Raw genomic sequence first — 17,595 nt, 5'->3', positions numbered from 1 at the left:
GACAGCAAGGGAGAAAAATCATGCCTGCCAAATCACAAGCTCAGCAAAAAGCCGCCGGCGCAGCACTTTCCGCCAAGCGCGGCGAGACCAAGAAGGGCGAACTCAAAGGCGCGTCGCGCGAGATGTACGAATCGATGAGCGAAAAGCAGCTTGAGGACTTCGCCGAGACCAAGCGCAAGGGCTTGCCCGAGAAGAAATCATCAAGCCATCAATGATGGTTGTAGTCGCAGCGCTTCACTTTCTTTGTGACCCAGTGGGGATGCCCGTTGCTCCAGACACGCCGGGTGATTTTGACCCAATGGCAGTTGTTTTTTCCACCGGCCACAGCGAGTTCCGGCGAGGCGAGTAGGGTCGGGCCTGCAAGCAGCGCGACCAGAAGCAGGGTTGCGGTCTTCATAGGGCTTCTCCATTGCCTGACATTCGATTTCTAGCGAATCGCGGCAATCATCCCCAATCACGAAGTCGGGAACGTTAGGAGGTTGGGCCACGGGAGGAGCCACGGGCTTTCCCGGATTTGACAGCCATTCAATGCCAAAGGGCCAGCGACGGATCGCTGGCCCTCCTTCGATTTCTTCCAAGAGAAGCTTGTCCCTGGCTAAGCCGGTATCACCAGCGGTGGCAGCGCCTTACCTTTGTCACGATCACCTTGCGATGACCGTGCCGCCACACCACCCGCTTCTTGACGATGACGCGGCAGACCTGTTTGTGGCCGTGCCAATGACGCGCCATAGCCGGTTCCGGCGCCACCGCCATCGAACCTGCAAGCACCGCGGCGCCTGCCAAGGTAAGGAAGAACTTCTTCATGCTAATTGGACTCCTCTAGCTCCAGATCCCTTCCTGGTGCCGTTGGCGCAAAACCGCCCGCCACATCCGGCATCGCATAACGTCGGCGACGGTATATGGTTGCGCCATGCCGAGCCAGGCGAAAGCTTGACACCGGTTAAAACTCGGTTTAACCAGCCGCCAACGCCGGGCAGCGATGTCCGGTGTTTGTTTTGTATATACGCAAGACCAGTGACCCTAATCGTTTCTGGTTTTGTTTGAAATGACGTGTCCCGTGGGTTTTCCGCCGCGTTGCGTGGGAAAACCCTGTCAGGTCTCGAAAACGGAGGCCAGAGGAGGGCGCGTTTCCTTCACCCGGACCATGAGGTGCCGGGTGTGTTGTTTTGAAAAGGGAATGCGATGAGCAAGCGCGAATCCGCGAAGTACAAGATCGACCGCCGTCTCGGCGAAAATATCTGGGGCCGCCCGAAGTCCCCGGTCAACAAGCGTGAATACGGTCCCGGCCAGCACGGCCAGCGCCGCAAGGGCAAGCTTTCCGATTTCGGCCTGCAGCTGCGCGCCAAGCAGAAGCTGAAGGGTCACTATGGCGACGTTTCGGAAAAGCAGTTCCGCAAGGTCTATGAAGAGGCCGACCGCCGCAAGGGCGACACCTCGGAGAACCTGATCGGTCTGCTCGAGTCGCGTCTCGACGCGGTCGTCTACCGCTCCAAGTTCGTGCCGACCATTTTCGCGGCCCGTCAGTTCGTCAACCACGGCCACGTCAACGTCAACGGCAAGCGCGTCAACATCGGTTCGTACCGCTGCAAGCCGGGCGACGTCATCGAAGTGCGCGAAAAGTCGAAGCAGCTGGTCATCGTTCTGGAATCGGTTGGCCTCGCCGAGCGCGACGTGCCGGACTACATCGAAGCCGATCACAACAAGATGGTCGCGACCTTCTCGCGCATCCCCGGCCTGGCCGACGTTCCGTTCGCCGTGCAGATGGAACCGAACCTGGTCGTCGAATTCTATTCGCGCTAAGCGAACGTTTTCTGCCATATCATCGAAAGGCCGCCCTCGAGGCGGCCTTTTTGTTTCGCGCATCGGCTTTGCCGTTTCGATTTTCCGGCCGATGCGCTAATCCGGGCGGACGTTACATCCCCGGGGCCACCGCGCCATGAACATGCTGCCAGACATCGAAACGCTTGAACCGATCTCCGAGGGTGGTTTCCATCCGCTGTTCGCCGATGTGCCGTCCTCGGTCGAGTTCAACAAGCTGCGCAAGCGGCTGCTGCGGCTGACCCGCCAGGCGATCGAGGACTTTTCGATGGTGGAGCCGGGCCAGCGCTGGCTGGTCGCGCTGTCGGGCGGCAAGGATTCCTACGGTTTGCTTGCCGTGCTGCTGGACCTCAAATGGCGCGGGCTGCTGCCGGTCGAACTGCTGGCCTGCAATCTTGATCAGGGCCAACCGAACTTCCCAAAACACATTCTGCCCGATTATCTCGACGCCAACGGCATTGCACACCGCATCGAGTATCAGGACACTTATTCCATCGTCACAGACAAGCTGCCGCAGGGCAGCACCTATTGCTCGCTCTGCTCGCGGCTACGGCGCGGCCATCTCTACCGCATCGCGCGCGAGGAGGGGTGCTCGGCGCTGGTTCTCGGCCACCACCGCGAGGACATTCTCGAAACCTTCTTCATGAACCTGTTCCATGGCGGCCGTCTCGCGGCCATGCCGCCAAAGCTGCTCAACGACGAAGGCGATGTCATGGTGCTGCGGCCGCTGAGCTATTGCGCCGAAATCGACCTTGAAAAATTTGCCGCCGCGATGCGCTTCCCGATCATCCCTTGCGATCTCTGCGGCAGCCAGGAAGGCCTGCAGCGCAACGCCATGAAGGCGATGCTGGACGATCTGGAAAAGCGCATGCCTGGCCGCAAGGACACGATGCTGCGTGCGCTGTCCAACACCAGGCCGTCGCATCTGCTCGATCGAAAGCTGTTCGATTTCGCCGCCCTGAACCAGGCCCTCATGACAGGACAAGACGCTTCCAATGATATTTGACGACAATGCGATCGACTGGCTGGCCAGCCTGCTGGCCGAGGCGGCCGACACCGAAATCATGCCCCGCTTTCGCCGGCTGGGTGATGGCGACATCAGACAGAAGACCTCCGCCGCCGATCTGGTGACGGAGGCCGATGTCAACGCCGAGCGGCTGATCACGGCGCGGCTGCGCGATCGCTATCCCTCGGCGATGGTTGTGGGCGAGGAGGCCTGTTCCGACAATCCGGCGCTGCTCAACGGTCTGGGCGACGCCGATCTGGCCTTCGTCATCGACCCGGTCGACGGCACGTTCAACTTTGCCTCCGGCGTGCCCCTGTTCGGCGTTATGCTGGCGTCCGTGGTCAAGGGCGAAACCGTTGCCGGCATCATTCACGATCCGGTCGGCAAGGACTGGCTGATCGGTGGCATAGGTGCCGGCAGCCATATCCGCCACGCGTATGGTACGCTGGAGAAAGTGCGGGTTGCCGCGCGCGCGCCGATTTCTCAGATGACCGGTGCGGTGTCCTGGCAATACATGGCCGAGCCAGACCGCACGCGGCTGGCCTGTAACCAGACCAAGACGCTGTCGCAGTTCAACTACCGCTGTGCCGCCCACGAATACCGCTTGCTGGCCAGCGGCCATGGCCATTTCGTCGTCTACAACAAGCTGATGCCTTGGGATCATCTCGCGGGCGTGCTGATCCATGCCGAGGCTGGCGGCCACGCCGCGCGGTTCGATGGCACAGCCTACCTGCCGTCGCATGTCGGCGGCGGTTTGCTCGTCGCTCCCGACCGCGAAAGCTGGCAGGAGTTGCGCCGCGAACTGTGGGCAGAATAATTCCTGCGCGGCATTTAAAGCGCCAATCTGTCGGCCGACAAACAACAATCAGTGCAGGTCGGTGACGTGGCCTAAAACCGGTGGGTTGTGCGGCTGGAACATCCTGCCGCGCTCGGCGAGCAGGATCATCAGCAGGGTAGCGACCGAAACGCTGCAGAAGCCGGCGGCCAATGGCGTCACCGTGCCGTTGAAAGCCTGGCCGATCAGCGTACCGAGGATGCCGCCAAGAAACGTCTGCATGAAACCCAGGATGGAAGAGGCCGTACCAGCCAGTTGGCCAAGCGGCTCCATGGCCAGCGCGTTGAAATTGGCGCCGAGTGCACCGAATGGAAGCATGGCGCTGGCGAAGAAGGTGACGAACAGCCAAAGCGGCATCTTCATTTCCAGCGAGACGACCAGCCAGGCGAGACTGATGGTCAAGAACAGCAGCAGCGCGCTCTGCGAGAGCCGGCGCATGCCGATGCGACCGACGAGGCGTGAATTCAGAAAATTGGAGAAGGCGAGCACGCCGGCGACCCCGGCGAAGATGACCGGGAACATCTCACCAACGTTGAATATGTCGACATAGATCTGCTGCGCGGAGGCTATGAAGCCGAACATGGCGGCGAAGACGAAGGTGCTGGCGAAGGCATAGCAAATCGCAATGCGGTTGGTGAGCACGATGCGGAAACCGCCAAGGATGGAAGATACCGTCAGCGGCCGACGATGTTCGGGACGCAACGTTTCAGGCAGGCGCAGCAGCGACCATGCCGAGACAAGCACCGCTCCGATGGCCATGGTGATAAAGATCCAATGCCAGGTCGCGAAAAGCATGATGAACTGGCCGACACCGGGCGCGATGACCGGTATCGCCATGAACACCATGAAGATCAGCGACATCACCTCGGCCATACGCCGGCCTTCGAATGTATCGCGCACGATCGAAACCGCGATGACACGCGTGGCGGCTGCCCCGATGCCTTGCACGGCTCGGCAAAGGAGAAGCGCGTCAAAACTCGGCGCGATGGCGGCGGCGGCGACGGCAGCCACGTAGATGATCAGACCGACGACGAGAGGTGCGCGGCGTCCGAATCGGTCGGAGATCGGTCCGAAGAACAGCTGGCCGCCACCAAAACCCAGAATGTAGGCGGTGACCACATATTGCCGGTGGTTTTCATTTTCGACGCCGAGCGAGGCGCCGATCTGCTGCAGCGCCGGCAGCATGATGTCGATGGCCAGCGAGTTGAGCGCCATCAAAGCGGCACAGAGCGCAATGAATTCCCAGCGCGGAATGGGCAGTTTGCCTGCCAATTGCGGCGCTGTCGAATGCTGGTCCACGGCAAGTCCGATCTCTAAAAACGAAAACGCGCCGGCGGGCCGGCGCATTGGCTCGTCTTGGCCCCCGATATCAGGGACACGTTAATTGCCGAGGTTAGGCTGCCCCGGTGCTCGGTGCGTGTCAGGCGGTGGCTTTTACGCTCACGCCCTTGTCGACGAGGAACGTCTGCAGTTCGCCTGCCTGGAACATCTCGCGGATAATGTCGCAGCCGCCGACGAACTCACCCTTTACATAGAGCTGCGGGATCGTTGGCCAGTTGGAATATTCCTTGATGCCCTGGCGCAATTCGGCGGAGTCCAGAACGTTCACGCCTTTGTAGTCGGCGCCGATATAGTCGAGGATCTGGACCACCTGGCCGGAAAATCCGCACTGCGGGAAACCGGGCGTGCCCTTCATGAAAAGGACGACGTCGTTGCCCTTCACTTCATTGTCGATGTAGTCGTTGATACCGCTCATGGAATATCCTTTCATGCCCGTGGGAGTCAGGCTCGAAGCATTCCTATCAAATAAACCCATCGATTGCCCGAAACAAGACATTAGCCGTGCCGGCGCTGAAATGGCGCAAGAGTTGGCACGGCTTGGGCCAAACCAGGTGACGGCCCTATGCGGCGGATCTAGACATTCTGCTGGCCAGCGGCGGCGTGCTTGCGAGGCCGGCGAAGAGAAAGACCGCGATAACGCTCATCACCAAACGCTGGAGGCGCGGGGCGTATTGGGGCCGGAGGGATGAGCCGAAGCGCCAGATCAACAAAGGATCGCGCCACGAAAACGATACCCTTCCATGCCGCTGTCAAAATCAGCTGAATCGCCCGATCTCCTCCAATGCGCCTGAACAACATGGAAAAGAGGAGATCTGGGATCCAGGTCATAGACTACCTAGTCAGGCACGCTGGTCTGCAGCGCCAACGCATGCAGCACGCCGCCCATATTGCCCTTCAGCGCGTCGTAGACCATCTGGTGCTGCTGGACGCGGCTTTTTCCGCGAAAGCTTTCGGCCACGACTTCGGCGGCATAATGGTCGCCGTCGCCGGCCAGATCGCGGATCGTCACCTTGGCGTCCGGAATGCCGTCCTTGATCAGTTTTTCGATGTCGTGGGCATCCATTGCCATGGCAGAATTCCTGTTTCGGGCGGGCGGCAGCGTGGCTGCCCATGCGATGAGAGTCGCGATGAGCCTAAAGCGTTTCTGGCCGCGATTGAAGCGCTTCCATCCGGTTGAGGGTAATTGAGCTTTACGAGACGGTCCCGTCCGGCCGGGCTGTATCTTCCGTGGGATCATCTTCGCGCGTTGAAAAGGCACGGCCTAGGCTGAAGACCAGCACATAGAGAGGAATGTTGACGACTATGTTGGCGATCGGCAGATAGCTGGTGATCTGCCAGACAGGCGAGAAGAACGGTTGCCCGTAGCCATCGCAGACCAGCGACGAACCATATTCCCATAGCGCCCCCAGGATGGCCGCAATGGCGAAAAGCTTGATGCAGATGACGATCTGCCTGGCCCGCGCAGGCTCCGGCAGAAGTCGGCTCCAAAGCACCAGGCAGACGATGGGAACCGCATAGATCAGGTTCTGCAGAACCAGCATCGGCAGCGTGCCATTGGCCGAGGCCAGGAATTGCTCACGCCTTTCCAGCAGCGGACAAACCTCGCTCGAGGTCGTTGACAGCAGGAAGAAGACGAACGGCCCGAGGAACCAGAAGAAGAACAGCGACGGCCAGAAAACGACTGCAAGCAGCGCCCGCGTGGCCAGTTTCCCGTGATTGAGCATGATCTTTTCCGAAAAACCAGGTTCCACTTTTCGGGATCATGCTCCGGTCAACTGGCCTGATCCATGAAGCGCGGGAACCAGCCTTCATGGGCTGCGGTCAAGTCGCTGACCGGGATTGCCCTGGCGTCGCCGAGCTTCAGCTCAGTTCCGCCGGTCGAGCCGATCCATGGCGCGAAGATGCCGAGCTTGCTCTGCTCCTCGCGGATGGCATCCCATTCCTTGCTTTGCGGATCGACCGACAACGTCAGGAGATAGCGGCCCTGGTCCTCGCCGAACCAGACCGGGATCGGGTCGGTGCCGGCAAGACCCGGAACGGTGGCGCCAATGCCGGATGCCATCGCCATTTCGGCCAGGGCCACGGCAAGGCCGCCATCGGAAAGGTCATGCGCCGCCGTCACCACGCCCGACGCGATCAGCGCGCGCACATGGTCGCCGACGCGCTTTTCATGCGCGAGGTCGACAGGCGGCGGCGGGCCGTCGGTACGGCCATGAATGTCTCTGAAATAGGCGGACTGGCCGAGATGGCTGCCCCATGTCGCCGGAGCGCCGACCAGCAGGATCATCTGGTCTTCGGCGGCAAAGCCGATGCGCGCCATCTTCGACCAGTCTGATATCAAGCCAACGCCGCCGATGGTGGGCGTCGGCAGGATGCCCTGGCCGTTGGTTTCGTTGTAGAGCGAGACATTGCCGGACACGATCGGGAAGTCGAGCGCCCGGCAGGCATCGCCGATGCCCTTCACCGCGCCGACCAGCTGGCCCATGATCTCCGGCCGTTCCGGATTGCCGAAATTGAGGTTGTCGGTCGCCGCCAGCGGCAACGCGCCGGTGGCGGTGAGATTGCGCCAGCATTCGGCCACCGCCTGCTTGCCGCCCTCATACGGGTCGGCCTCGCAATAGCGCGGCGTCACGTCCGACGAGAAGGCGAGCGCCTTGGTCGCATGCCCTTCGACGCGCACCACGCCGGCGTCGCCGCCGGGAAGCTGCAGCGAATTGCCCTGGATGAGTGTGTCATACTGCTCCCACACCCAGCGGCGCGACGACAGGTCCGGCCCGCCGAGCAGTTTCAAGAGGGCATCGGCGACATCGGCCTTCGGTGCATCGCCGGCCGCCAGTGCCGCCGGCTTTTTCGGCTCGACCCATGGGCGATCATATTCCGGCGCCTTGTCGCCAAGGTCCTTGATCGGCAGATTGGCGACCTCGTCGCCCTGGTGGATGACACGAAAGCGCAGATCGTCGGTGGTCTTGCCGACGATGGCGAAGTCGAGGCCCCATTTGTGGAAGATCGCCTCGGCTTCCTTTTCTTTCTCCGGGCGCAGCACCATCAGCATGCGCTCCTGGCTTTCCGATAGCATCATCTCATAAGCACTCATGCGCTCTTCGCGCACCGGCACTTTGTCGAGGTGAAGCTCGATGCCGAGGTCGCCCTTGGCGCCCATCTCGACCGCCGAGCAGGTGAGGCCGGCCGCGCCCATGTCCTGGATGGCGATGACGGCGCCCGAGGCCATCAATTCGAGGCAGGCTTCGAGCAGGCACTTTTCGGTGAAGGGATCGCCAACCTGCACGGTCGGCCGTTTCTCGTCGATCTTGTCGTCGAACTCGGCCGAGGCCATGGTGGCGCCGCCGACGCCGTCGCGGCCGGTCTTGGCGCCGAGATAGACGACCGGCAGGCCGACGCCCTTGGCTTCGGACAGGAAGATCGCGTCGGTCTTGGCAAGGCCTGCGGCAAAGGCATTGACCAGGATGTTGCCGTTGTAGCGAGCATCGAAATTGACCTCTCCGCCGACCGTCGGCACGCCGAAGGCGTTGCCGTAACCGCCAACGCCGGAAACCACGCCTGATACGAGATGCCGCGTCTTGGGATGGTCCGGTGCGCCAAAGCGCAGCGCATTCATCGCCGCGATAGGCCGCGCGCCCATGGTGAAGACGTCGCGCAAGATGCCGCCGACGCCGGTTGCCGCACCCTGATAGGGCTCGATGAAGGAGGGATGGTTGTGGCTTTCCATCTTGAAGACGACGCAGTCGCCATCGCCGATGTCGACCACACCCGCATTCTCGCCCGGCCCCTGGATGACCTGCGGCCCGGTGGTCGGCAGCGTGCGCAGCCATTTCTTCGAGGATTTGTAGGAGCAGTGCTCGTTCCACATCGCCGAGAAAATGCCGAGCTCGGTGAAGCTCGGCTCGCGGCCGACCAGGTCGAGGATGCGCTGGTATTCGTCGGGCTTCAGCCCGTGCGCGGCAATGAGTTCTGGGGTGATCGGCACGGAATTGGAAATGGTCATGGGCGGCGATTTATGTCCATGGGAGCGGGATTCTGAGTCCCCTCATATCGCAAGCTTTGCGGCCGATACACCCGTCGATCGAGGAAAAAGACAGAAAGGACAAGGTGACGACCGTGATGGCCTTCACAGCGAGGAACGCTAGGCCGAATGGAACGCTACGATGTGCCGGCCGTTAGGTCTCAACCACTCAGGAGACTGGACCATGGCTACCAAGCAAGGCAAGAAAGACAATCGCCTCTCGGACAAGGAGGCCATGCATATCGCGGAAACGACAGACGTTTCGCCTGGACAGGCCAAGGAACTGGCTGAAAAGCACGGCAAGGACAAGGCCGAAAAGGAAGCCAGGAACTTCAAGGCCGAAGGCTGATCCGGGCCTGGCTCCGTCAGGAGAAGCTGTCGTAGCCGGCGCGGCCCTCATCGAGGAGGCGCCGCAGGACCGCAACGCCGTCGGCGACATCCCCGCGCTGTCTGGGCTGCGAAACGCCGAAGCGGATACCGTGAAAGACCTGTTCGGAGCGGCCGGCCTTGAACTCGTCCTCATCGTCGATCAGCACGCCGTGTTCCAGGCAGGCGTTCTTGAAGGTGCCGGAAAGCCAGGGGTCGGGCAAAGTCAGCCAGACGAAGGGTACCCTGTCGTGAGACTGGAAGGCGAAACCGGCCAGAGTCTCACGCACGATCGCGATTCGGGCGCTGATTTCGGCGATGCTGCGCTTGCGGATATCGCTGGCCTGGCCGGAAAGCACCAGCCGGGCATTCACCTCTGCCAACAGGAAGGGCATGCCGCCGGTCATCATCTTGTGGGCGACGCGGATACGGTGGCGATAGGCAGGCGGGCAGGAGAGCCAACCACCGCGCATGCCGGCCGCGACCGACTTCGACAGACCGCCGGCGATAATGGTTCTCTCCGGAGCATATTCGGCGAGCAACGGTGTCGGGTCATCGGTCAGGTGGCCGTAGAGATCGTCTTCGATGAGAATGACATTGTATTCACGCGCGACCCGCGCAATCGCCTCGCGACGCGCCGGCGACAAGGTCACCAGGGTGGGATTTTGCGCCGTCGGCATCAGGAAGATCATCCTGGGATGTTTTTGCGCGCAGACACGCTCGAAATCGGCCGGGTCGAGGCCTTCGTCATCCGATGCCACCAACGCCGTGCGCCGGCCGATCAGCCCGGCGCTGCGCGAGATCTGCGAGTAGGTGAGGTGCTCGAAGGCAACATAATCGCCGGGCGTGGTCAGTGCTGCGATCGCCGCCATCACCGCTGCATGTGTGCCGAGCGTCGGAACGATTGTATCGGCAGCCGGACGGAAGGAATTTCGCGACAGCCAGCGGGCGCCAGCCTCATACCAGCGGTCGGGGAAATCGCGCGTATAGCTTGAAATCTCGTGCGGATGGTCTTGCGCCACGCGCGATAGCGCATCGGCGACAATGGCGCCCTGGCCGATATCGGGTGCCGCCGTGCTGTCGAAACGCAATTTGTCCCTGGGCGCATCGACATACCGCGTGCCTTCCACGCTGACATCGGGAGCTTCCGGTTTCGCATTTCCGGCGCGCTGTCCCAGCACATAGGTTCCGCGCCCGACTTCGCCGCTCACCAGCCCGCGCTCGCGCAGCAATTGATAGGCCCGGCCGACCGTGCCGACCGTGGCGCCGATATCGTAGGCGAGGTCCCGCTGCGGCGGCAGCTTTGCGCCGGCATCGATCACACCCCGATCGATGTCCGTCTCAATGGAGTCGGCAAGGCGCTGATACAGCGGGCCGGAGCCGGTGAGGTCTGGAAGCCAATTTGTCATGGTGACAATTTTCTATATTGCACCGGATTGTGAGTCAATACATATCAGTCGCGCACCAAAAAGGGTGCAATTGAGAGTTTTGGCAGAAAGAAAATGGATACAATCGCGACAATCAGTCATTCAAGAGCCGCGCTTCCCAGCCAAACGCGCCGCCCGTCAGGTCGTCCCGGCTTTGTCAGCCGTCTGGTGTGGGTGGTGATCTCGCTGGCGAAATGGATCGACCATTTGCTTGATCGTCGGCGCAGCCGGCTGGCATTGCTTGAGATGACCGACGATCAACTGAAGGACATCGGCCTTTCCCGCTGCGATGCCCATCGCGAGGGCGTCAGGCCTTTCTGGGAATAGCGGCCAACCTAAGGCGCGTCGCGGCATGCATTAGCGGACGCGTTTGGCCCCGCGATGGCCTATGCCGCGATCGATAAAAACGGCGACGACGCATATCACCAGAAACAGCGCCGTGATGGACAGTGCCGCCAGAGCGACACTGGTTGCGCCGTTCTTGGCGACGTCGAGGAAGGGGTAGGGCACTTCGCCGGCAAACGGCGCCCGCGCCAGCGCATAGACCAGATACGCGATGGGGTAGAGCACCCACCAGGACACGTCGCGCAGACGTGTCCTGCCGTCGGCACCCGCGACCAGCCACCACAGCACGAACAGGACCGGCGTCACATAGTGCAGCAGCACATCGCAGAGCAGGAACAGGCCCTGCGGCTGCCAGAGCCGCGCCAGAACCGTGGCATAGACGATGAAGACCAGCGTGATCGAAACAGCGACCCCTCCGCGCATTCGCGGCCCGGCGAAGGCCGGCAGCCACGCATAGAAGCTGGATGACAGCAGCGAGGTGTAGATCAGCACGGCGCTGATGTTGGTCAGGATAGTGAAGAAACTGAAATAGAAGACAATCGAGCCAAGCAGGCTGCGGCCGGCTTCCATCGACGCTGGAATGGTGATGCAGAACTGCAGGACGAGCCCGGCCAGACCTATGACCAGACCCGCGACCTGCAGAAAGCGGCCCATGGCTATGCGGTTGCGGCGCAGGCCGGATTGCCGGCCTGCCAGCGGGCAATGTCGGAGCTGATGCGCGCGCCGATCGGATCGTTCATCAGCGGCCCGAACGCGTCGACGCGGTTCGAATTGCCTTGCGCCTGCACCACCAGCAGCGGCTTGCCGCCATACTGCTTCGCCGGCACCAGCAGGAAGCGTGGCGTACCGCTGAACGAGTTCAGTTCGTTGGCCATCTGATATTGCTTGAAGGCCGGATCCTTGCTGGCGATCCAGCATTTGTGGGCGGATATCGCCACCTGCTCCATGGCCAGCAGCGACGCACTCTTGCCCGACGGGACAGGCGTGCTTTTCGGAGTCGATTGGCACGATGCCAAGGCAAAGCCTGTCGCGGCAACGAGCGCGATTGTCTTCACCTTGATCAAGCGGCACCCATCTCAAGTTCGGACAGGAAGATCTTCTGGCCGTCCGTCATCTCGCCCCACACCCGCGACAGTGCCGGATGCTGCGAAGCGATCTGCTCATAGGCGTCGAATTTGGGATAGGCGGCGAGCAGGTCGTGATGTCCCGTCATGGCCCGGAAATTGTTGAAGATGAAGCGCGTCGGCGTCAGCCAGGCATCCGCGAAGCTGATGTCGTCGCCGAGCGCAAAGGGGCCTTGCGCCATGCGTGCCTCGATCGCCGCCAGCCCGTGATGCAAGCGGGCGAACTGGGCGTCGATCTCGGCATTGTTTCGCTTCTGGACGAAATGCAGCTCGAAAAGCTTCATTGTCGGCGTCAGCACGTCGAGATCGGTGATGCGGGCGAACATGCGCACCAGCGCGCGGTCCTTGGAGTCAGGCGGCAGCAATGCCGGTTCCGGAAACCGCTCCTCGAGATATTCGGCGATGACCACCGATTCGACGATGGTTTCGCCAGAGCCGGTGATCAGCACCGGAATCCGATTCATCGGCGAAATGGCGCGAAATTCTTCCGGGATCGGAAAACCCGGCGGCGGCGCAATGATCTTGAGCGGCACGTCCTTGATGTAGGCCAGCGCCCGCACGATCGATGAGTAGGGCGACAACGGCCGCGAATAGAGTTTCATGACCGTCTCTCTCCCATGTGACGCGGACTTGATGTCCGGCTGTTTTTCAAGGCATGCGCCTTGGTGATATCATGCGGCAATGCCGAGCGCACTTTCGAACAGTCCGCGACCGTCGCTGCCGCCATGGGCTGCTTCGATCAGGTTTTCGGGATGCGGCATCAAGCCGAGCACATTGCCTTGTTCGTTGATGATGCCGGCAATGTCGTTGATCGAGCCGTTGGGGTTGGTACCCTCGGCATAACGGAACACGACCTGGCCTTCGCCTTCGAGGCGGGCAAGCGTGTCGGCGTCGGCGAAATAATTGCCGTCATGGTGCGCGACCGGCGTTCGGATGATCTGGCCGGGCTGATAGCGGCGGGTGAACATCGTGTTGGCATTGGTGATCTCAAGCTTCACCTGCCGGCAGACGAACTTCAGCGAAGTGTTGCGCATCAAGGCGCCCGGCAATAGGCCCGCCTCGACCAGAATCTGAAAGCCGTTGCAGACGCCGATGACGGTGACGCCCTTGGCCGCCTTTTCGGCGACGGCCCGCATCACCGGCATGCGCGCGGCAATGGCGCCGCAGCGCAGATAGTCGCCGAAGGAAAAGCCGCCCGGAATGGCGATCAGGTCGACATCGGGGATTTCGGTATCGGTCTGCCAGACGGTGACGGGCGGCTTGCCGGAAATCTTGGTCAGCGCCGCAATCATGTCGCGGTCGCGGTTGAGGCCAGGCAGGAGGACGACGGCGGATTTCATGGCAATTCCCGTTCGAGCATCTGAGTGAGATACCGGGGTGAAACGTGGTTGGTCAACCAGACACCGTTATCGGAGAGAAAGAATGACACCCCGTCCTTGGTCATGGATGCCGAGTCGATTTGCAGGATAGCACTTTTCCCGGCACGGCGCCGCGCCACGATCAGAGCCGTTTCCACATCCTTTGACAAGTGAACGTGCTGGCGTGACTGGCTGGTCAGGCCTTCGCGCAGAATGCTGGGGAGAAACTCTTCCTTGGTGCCGTGATAGAGCAAATCAGGCGGCACCGACGGCGGCAGGCCGAGATCGACATCGACGCTGTGGCCCTGCACGGCACGGATGCGATTGCCATCGACGGCAAAGCGCTTTTTCGGATTCTCTTCGACGATGCGCAAAACGTCGGCGGCCGATGCGCCGAACTTCGTCCGGATGACCGCACAAAGCGCGTCAAAATCGGCCCAGCCGTTTTCGTCAAGCGACAATCCAGCCTCTTGCGGCGCGTGCCGCAGGACCAGGCTCATGAATTTCGAGACTTGCGTGTCGTTGGGCATGTGAGAAGCGATCGCGCCACGGTGTTTTGGAGGGTTAATTCCGGTCCGTCCATCTGAGATATCGCTTGCCGGTCTAACCAGTGGGAGCCCGCCGGTCAAATCGCCCAGGCCAAGAGTTCTTGCTGAAAAGCGTCCACGAAGGTTTCAGGCGGTTACTGTCGATTAAGTCTACGCCCATGTCTGTGGGCTTTGAGAGACCATATCGAAGATTTTATACAGCATGAATCCCGGCGTTAACGCTTCTACTCGCAAGATGAATTTACATACAAAGGACTGGGGCTCGAGTGGACAGCAACAAGATCAAAGAGCGCGAAAATGTTCGGCGCAGCATGTGGGTCTCGGCAACGATCATAGCATCGCTTTGCGCGTTTGCGTTCATGCTGATGTGGGACGTTAACCCCTCTACCGGAACGCTTTTTTCAACCTGGCTTTCTCTCGATACGGACCTGGGAGCATGCGCTGTCTCGTTCACACGCTTACTGCTGGCAACCGCAATCATTTCAGTCGGTCTTGGTGTCATTTCCGCAGGGCTGGTCGTCTCGGATCTGATTGACGTTTTCAGCTACAAGAGAGACTTTCGCGTTTACCGCAGGCTTTTCCTGGCAGGGGCGGTCCTTACGGTATTGTTGCTGGTGCCGCTTATTTCAAAAAACGGTGGATGGTATGCGGGCGGCCGTCACGGTATGTCGCGGATCGATCTCGCGAACGCCTGCGTCGCCAGCCACTACACCACTTTCTACAGACTATACTGGCAGCTTCTCATCGTCGTCATCCTGGGTTGGGCCAGCATGATGGTGTTGACGATCCTGCGGCGCGCAATCATTGACGGGCGAGATCCGGGTGAGCTTTCCGACGATCCGCGGGTCAGGAAAATCCAGTTGCAAGCCCTGAAATGGTCTCAGCGCCGCATGGCAGTTGGACGATTCGTGTTCAGGCTAATGGCGACCATCCTGGCAGCTGCGCTTTTCTTTATGGGAGCATGGTCAATCAAGCCTGCCGTCGTCCGCTTCATTCACACCTTCACCTGGGAGCGGCAGGAGGCGAATGTGGTTGAGACGGGAATGCAATGTGTGCTCGAAATCAAAGTCAGGCGGAGCTGGGTTGAGCAGTCCCGCACCGATTGCTCTCCGGAGGTTGAACCAGTCCCTTCAACGCCGGCACCGGGCGCGGGTGCTTGGCGCATCACGAAAATCCCGACCGCAAAGCTTGCCTATCGCGCTCCGGACGGTGGCCAATACTCGTTCGACGTCGAAGGAGATTTTTATGTGAATTTCCCGACATCGGTCGGTGCCAGGATAGAAGTGCTGCGCAATCCTGCCAGCTTCGAAGGAATCGACAAGATTTTCGATGGCGGCGATGTCAAACGAATGTTCTACAAGCTGCTCATGATCATCGCGGGCGCCGTCGCGATCTATTATTTGTGGGTCCGCAAGCCGCAGAATCTACGAGCCATCTAGGCCGGGTCATCGCGCGCCGGCAACCGGGCGTTGTCGGCGTAAGGCCAACTCAAGGAAAGTGCAAAATGGTTCCCAGGGAAAGCGCATAACGCTTTCCCTGGGAAATTGCATTGAAACAGGGAGTTAGCCCAGCGTTACGCTGTAGTTCTCGATCACCGTATTCGCCAGCAGCTTGTCGCACATGGCCTTGAGATCGGCCTCGGCCTTGGCCTTGTCGCTTTCTGCCAGTTCGACATCGAACACCTTGCCTTGCCGCACCGCGCCGACCCCGCCGAAGCCCAGGCCTGACAATGCATGTTCGATCGCCTTGCCTTGGGGGTCGAGAACACCGTTCTTGAGGGTGACGGTAATGCGGGCCTTGATCACGCTGGACATGCTCCTGTTCTAAGTATCGGGTTTGCAAGCCGCGATCAGTGCGGCTTGCCTTTGACGCCGTCGGTCGAGGCGACAAGCACTGGGCCGGTCGGGCGCGGCGGCTCGTTCTCGTTCATGATGCCGAGGCGACGGGCAACTTCCTGATAGGCTTCGACGAGGCCACCCATGTCGCGGCGGAAACGGTCCTTGTCGAGCTTGTCCTGCGTTGCCACGTCCCACAGGCGGCAGGAGTCCGGCGAAATCTCGTCGGCGACGACGATGCGCATCATGTCGCCCTCGAACAGGCGGCCGCACTCGATCTTGAAGTCGACGAGCTGGATGCCGACGCCCATGAACAGGCCGGAGAGGAAGTCGTTGACGCGAATGGCCAGCGCCATGACATCGTCGATTTCCTGCGGGCTCGCCCATCCGAACGCCGTGATGTGCTCTTCCGACACCATCGGATCGTCGAGCGCGTCGGCCTTGTAATAGAATTCGATGATCGAGCGCGGCAAAACGGTGCCTTCCTCGATGCCGAGGCGCTTGGACAGCGAGCCGGCGGCGACGTTGCGCACCACCACTTCAAGCGGGATGATCTCGACTTCCTTGATCAACTGCTCACGCATGTTGAGCCGGCGGATGAAGTGGGTCGGGATGCCCATGCGGTTCAAGTGGTTGAAAATGTACTCGGAAATGCGGTTGTTGAGCACACCCTTGCCGTCGATGACCTCGTGTTTCTTCTTGTTGAACGCGGTGGCGTCGTCCTTGAAGAACTGGATCAGCGTGCCGGGTTCAGGTCCCTCATAGAGGATCTTGGCCTTGCCTTCATAAATGCGGCGGCGATTTTTCATCTGAATTTTTCTCTGGATTTGCGGGCAGGCGGCAAGCGACCAGTTCCTGTCCGTCTGCCTAAATTAGTTGTGGCGACGGTTGGGTTCAATGCCGGGTCTATCCCAATCACATCGTTTGCTCAATCGGCAAATCCTTTCAACCAACCGCTTTCGGGACTGAAATGCCGCAGCGCAGCATGCGATGAAGCATATTGACCGGCTCGCGACCTTTTGGTTTGTGCTTTGGCAACACACATATCCTTTTGCAAACGAATCGAATTTGACCCGGAGGGACGCCATGAGCAGCATGAAAGACCGCGAAGAAGGCTTCGAGCGCAAATTTGCTTTCGACGAGGAGCTTCGGTTCAAGGCCTCGGCGCGCCGCAACAAGGCGCTTGGCCTGTGGGCCGCCGAAAAGCTCGGAAAGTCGGGGGCGGATGCTGATGCCTATGCCAAGGAAGTGGTCGTGTCCGACATCGAGGAAGCTGGCGACCATGACGTGTTCCGCAAGATCCGCCGGGATTTCGATGCCGCTGGCGTCGAACAGTCGGACCACCAGATCCGCCGCACCATGGACGAACTGATGGCGCAGGCGATCGAGCAGATCAAGAACACCTGATCAAGGCCGGAGCAGGTTCCGCAAAAGTGTCCCACGGCCTTGCGACAGAACCTGCGACAGTTGGAAGGAAGCAGGTTCCGCAAAAGTGTCCCACGGTTTTGCGACAGAGCCTGCGACAGACAGGAATGACTGGACCAATCGACCGCTCGGCCAAGCCGGGCGGT

General features: G+C 60.7%; 23 protein-coding genes. 8 read left to right on the top strand and 15 right to left on the bottom strand.

Annotated elements, in window-relative coordinates; translation table 11 throughout:
- Nucleotides 1–20: 20 nt before the first annotated feature.
- Complete coding sequence (locus EB235_RS23680) at nucleotides 21–215, top strand: DUF3008 family protein (protein WP_027028654.1); 195 nt, start codon at nucleotides 21–23, stop codon at nucleotides 213–215.
- Here EB235_RS23680 and EB235_RS23675 read toward each other — a convergent pair.
- Both EB235_RS23675 and EB235_RS23670 read right to left on the bottom strand, forming a co-directional pair.
- Complete coding sequence (locus EB235_RS23675; protein WP_027028655.1) at nucleotides 209–397, bottom strand: hypothetical protein; 189 nt, start codon at nucleotides 395–397, stop codon at nucleotides 209–211. The two genes, EB235_RS23680 and EB235_RS23675, sit on opposite strands and share 7 nt — an antisense overlap.
- 209 nt (nucleotides 398–606) lie before the next feature.
- Nucleotides 607–804, bottom strand: coding sequence for a hypothetical protein (locus tag EB235_RS23670; RefSeq protein ID WP_027028656.1), 198 nt, complete (start codon nucleotides 802–804; stop codon nucleotides 607–609).
- Between the two features lie 378 nt (nucleotides 805–1,182).
- Between EB235_RS23670 and rpsD the strand changes: the two genes are divergently transcribed.
- The 3 genes from rpsD (at nucleotide 1,183) to EB235_RS23655 (ending at nucleotide 3,641) form a co-directional block, all read left to right on the top strand.
- Nucleotides 1,183–1,800 carry a 30S ribosomal protein S4 gene (rpsD, locus tag EB235_RS23665; protein WP_027028657.1) on the top strand — a complete coding sequence of 206 codons (618 nt, stop codon included), beginning with the start codon at nucleotides 1,183–1,185 and terminating at the stop codon, nucleotides 1,798–1,800.
- Nucleotides 1,801–1,936: 136 nt separating this feature from the next.
- On the top strand, nucleotides 1,937–2,824 hold the full coding sequence (gene ttcA, locus EB235_RS23660; protein WP_027028658.1) for a tRNA 2-thiocytidine(32) synthetase TtcA: 888 nt from the start codon (nucleotides 1,937–1,939) through the stop codon (nucleotides 2,822–2,824).
- Nucleotides 2,814–3,641, top strand: coding sequence for an inositol monophosphatase family protein (locus EB235_RS23655; protein WP_027028659.1), 828 nt, complete (start codon nucleotides 2,814–2,816; stop codon nucleotides 3,639–3,641). Before ttcA ends, EB235_RS23655 begins: the two co-directional genes overlap by 11 nt.
- A gap of 48 nt (nucleotides 3,642–3,689) precedes the next feature.
- Here the strand turns inward: EB235_RS23655 and EB235_RS23650 are convergent, their stop codons facing one another.
- The 5 genes from EB235_RS23650 to purL form a co-directional block, all read right to left on the bottom strand.
- Nucleotides 3,690–4,958 (bottom strand): multidrug effflux MFS transporter, encoded by a 1,269-nt coding sequence (locus EB235_RS23650; protein WP_080681004.1) that lies wholly within the window; start codon nucleotides 4,956–4,958, stop codon nucleotides 3,690–3,692.
- Between the two features lie 121 nt (nucleotides 4,959–5,079).
- Nucleotides 5,080–5,415 carry a Grx4 family monothiol glutaredoxin gene (grxD, locus tag EB235_RS23645; protein WP_027028661.1) on the bottom strand — a complete coding sequence of 112 codons (336 nt, stop codon included), beginning with the start codon at nucleotides 5,413–5,415 and terminating at the stop codon, nucleotides 5,080–5,082.
- A gap of 420 nt (nucleotides 5,416–5,835) precedes the next feature.
- On the bottom strand, nucleotides 5,836–6,069 hold the full coding sequence (locus tag EB235_RS23640) for a BolA/IbaG family iron-sulfur metabolism protein (protein ID WP_010909092.1): 234 nt from the start codon (nucleotides 6,067–6,069) through the stop codon (nucleotides 5,836–5,838).
- 121 nt (nucleotides 6,070–6,190) lie between these two features.
- Nucleotides 6,191–6,724, bottom strand: coding sequence for a hypothetical protein (locus EB235_RS23635; protein ID WP_032926188.1), 534 nt, complete (start codon nucleotides 6,722–6,724; stop codon nucleotides 6,191–6,193).
- 47 nt (nucleotides 6,725–6,771) lie between these two features.
- Nucleotides 6,772–9,003, bottom strand: coding sequence for a phosphoribosylformylglycinamidine synthase subunit PurL (purL, locus tag EB235_RS23630; RefSeq protein ID WP_027028663.1), 2,232 nt, complete (start codon nucleotides 9,001–9,003; stop codon nucleotides 6,772–6,774).
- Between the two features lie 202 nt (nucleotides 9,004–9,205).
- Between purL and EB235_RS23625 the strand changes: the two genes are divergently transcribed.
- Nucleotides 9,206–9,370, top strand: a complete 165-nt coding sequence (locus EB235_RS23625) for a hypothetical protein (RefSeq protein ID WP_167334844.1) — start codon at nucleotides 9,206–9,208, stop codon at nucleotides 9,368–9,370.
- A gap of 16 nt (nucleotides 9,371–9,386) precedes the next feature.
- Here the strand turns inward: EB235_RS23625 and EB235_RS23620 are convergent, their stop codons facing one another.
- The gene (locus EB235_RS23620) at nucleotides 9,387–10,796 is read right to left on the bottom strand and encodes a PLP-dependent aminotransferase family protein (protein ID WP_027028664.1); all 1,410 of its coding nucleotides are present in this window, start codon (nucleotides 10,794–10,796) and stop codon (nucleotides 9,387–9,389) included.
- Nucleotides 10,797–10,889: 93 nt separating this feature from the next.
- Between EB235_RS23620 and EB235_RS23615 the strand changes: the two genes are divergently transcribed.
- Nucleotides 10,890–11,141 carry a DUF1127 domain-containing protein gene (locus EB235_RS23615; protein ID WP_027028665.1) on the top strand — a complete coding sequence of 84 codons (252 nt, stop codon included), beginning with the start codon at nucleotides 10,890–10,892 and terminating at the stop codon, nucleotides 11,139–11,141.
- Between the two features lie 30 nt (nucleotides 11,142–11,171).
- On the opposite strand, the gene EB235_RS23610 is transcribed toward EB235_RS23615, so the two are convergent.
- The 5 genes from EB235_RS23610 to EB235_RS23590 form a co-directional block, all read right to left on the bottom strand.
- Nucleotides 11,172–11,813 carry a Pr6Pr family membrane protein gene (locus tag EB235_RS23610; RefSeq protein WP_027028666.1) on the bottom strand — a complete coding sequence of 214 codons (642 nt, stop codon included), beginning with the start codon at nucleotides 11,811–11,813 and terminating at the stop codon, nucleotides 11,172–11,174.
- A 2-nt stretch (nucleotides 11,814–11,815) separates the two neighbouring features.
- The gene (locus tag EB235_RS23605; protein ID WP_027028667.1) at nucleotides 11,816–12,223 is read right to left on the bottom strand and encodes a hypothetical protein; all 408 of its coding nucleotides are present in this window, start codon (nucleotides 12,221–12,223) and stop codon (nucleotides 11,816–11,818) included.
- Nucleotides 12,220–12,885, bottom strand: coding sequence for a glutathione S-transferase family protein (locus tag EB235_RS23600; RefSeq protein WP_027028668.1), 666 nt, complete (start codon nucleotides 12,883–12,885; stop codon nucleotides 12,220–12,222). The genes EB235_RS23605 and EB235_RS23600 overlap by 4 nt, the downstream gene beginning before the upstream one ends.
- A gap of 69 nt (nucleotides 12,886–12,954) precedes the next feature.
- Nucleotides 12,955–13,623, bottom strand: a complete 669-nt coding sequence (purQ, locus tag EB235_RS23595) for a phosphoribosylformylglycinamidine synthase subunit PurQ (protein ID WP_027028669.1) — start codon at nucleotides 13,621–13,623, stop codon at nucleotides 12,955–12,957.
- Nucleotides 13,620–14,171, bottom strand: a complete 552-nt coding sequence (locus EB235_RS23590; protein WP_027028670.1) for an RNA 2'-phosphotransferase — start codon at nucleotides 14,169–14,171, stop codon at nucleotides 13,620–13,622. Before EB235_RS23590 ends, purQ begins: the two co-directional genes overlap by 4 nt.
- 284 nt (nucleotides 14,172–14,455) lie before the next feature.
- On the opposite strand from EB235_RS23590, the gene EB235_RS23585 reads away from it, so the two are divergent.
- The gene (locus EB235_RS23585) at nucleotides 14,456–15,628 is read left to right on the top strand and encodes a hypothetical protein (protein ID WP_027028671.1); all 1,173 of its coding nucleotides are present in this window, start codon (nucleotides 14,456–14,458) and stop codon (nucleotides 15,626–15,628) included.
- A 123-nt stretch (nucleotides 15,629–15,751) separates the two neighbouring features.
- On the opposite strand, the gene purS is transcribed toward EB235_RS23585, so the two are convergent.
- A complete protein-coding gene (purS, locus tag EB235_RS23580) occupies nucleotides 15,752–15,994 on the bottom strand; it encodes a phosphoribosylformylglycinamidine synthase subunit PurS (RefSeq protein WP_027028672.1) in 243 nt (80 codons plus the stop codon).
- Between the two features lie 44 nt (nucleotides 15,995–16,038).
- Nucleotides 16,039–16,833, bottom strand: coding sequence for a phosphoribosylaminoimidazolesuccinocarboxamide synthase (purC, locus tag EB235_RS23575; protein WP_027028673.1), 795 nt, complete (start codon nucleotides 16,831–16,833; stop codon nucleotides 16,039–16,041).
- A 277-nt stretch (nucleotides 16,834–17,110) separates the two neighbouring features.
- Here purC and EB235_RS23570 point away from each other — a divergent pair, with 277 nt between their 5' ends.
- Nucleotides 17,111–17,431 (top strand): DUF1476 domain-containing protein, encoded by a 321-nt coding sequence (locus EB235_RS23570; protein ID WP_027028674.1) that lies wholly within the window; start codon nucleotides 17,111–17,113, stop codon nucleotides 17,429–17,431.
- Nucleotides 17,432–17,595 lie beyond the last annotated feature (164 nt).

The organism is Mesorhizobium loti R88b (genome assembly GCF_013170845.1).
Lineage (GTDB): Bacteria > Pseudomonadota > Alphaproteobacteria > Rhizobiales > Rhizobiaceae > Mesorhizobium > Mesorhizobium loti_B.
This window is presented reverse-complemented; position numbering and strand designations above follow the sequence as displayed.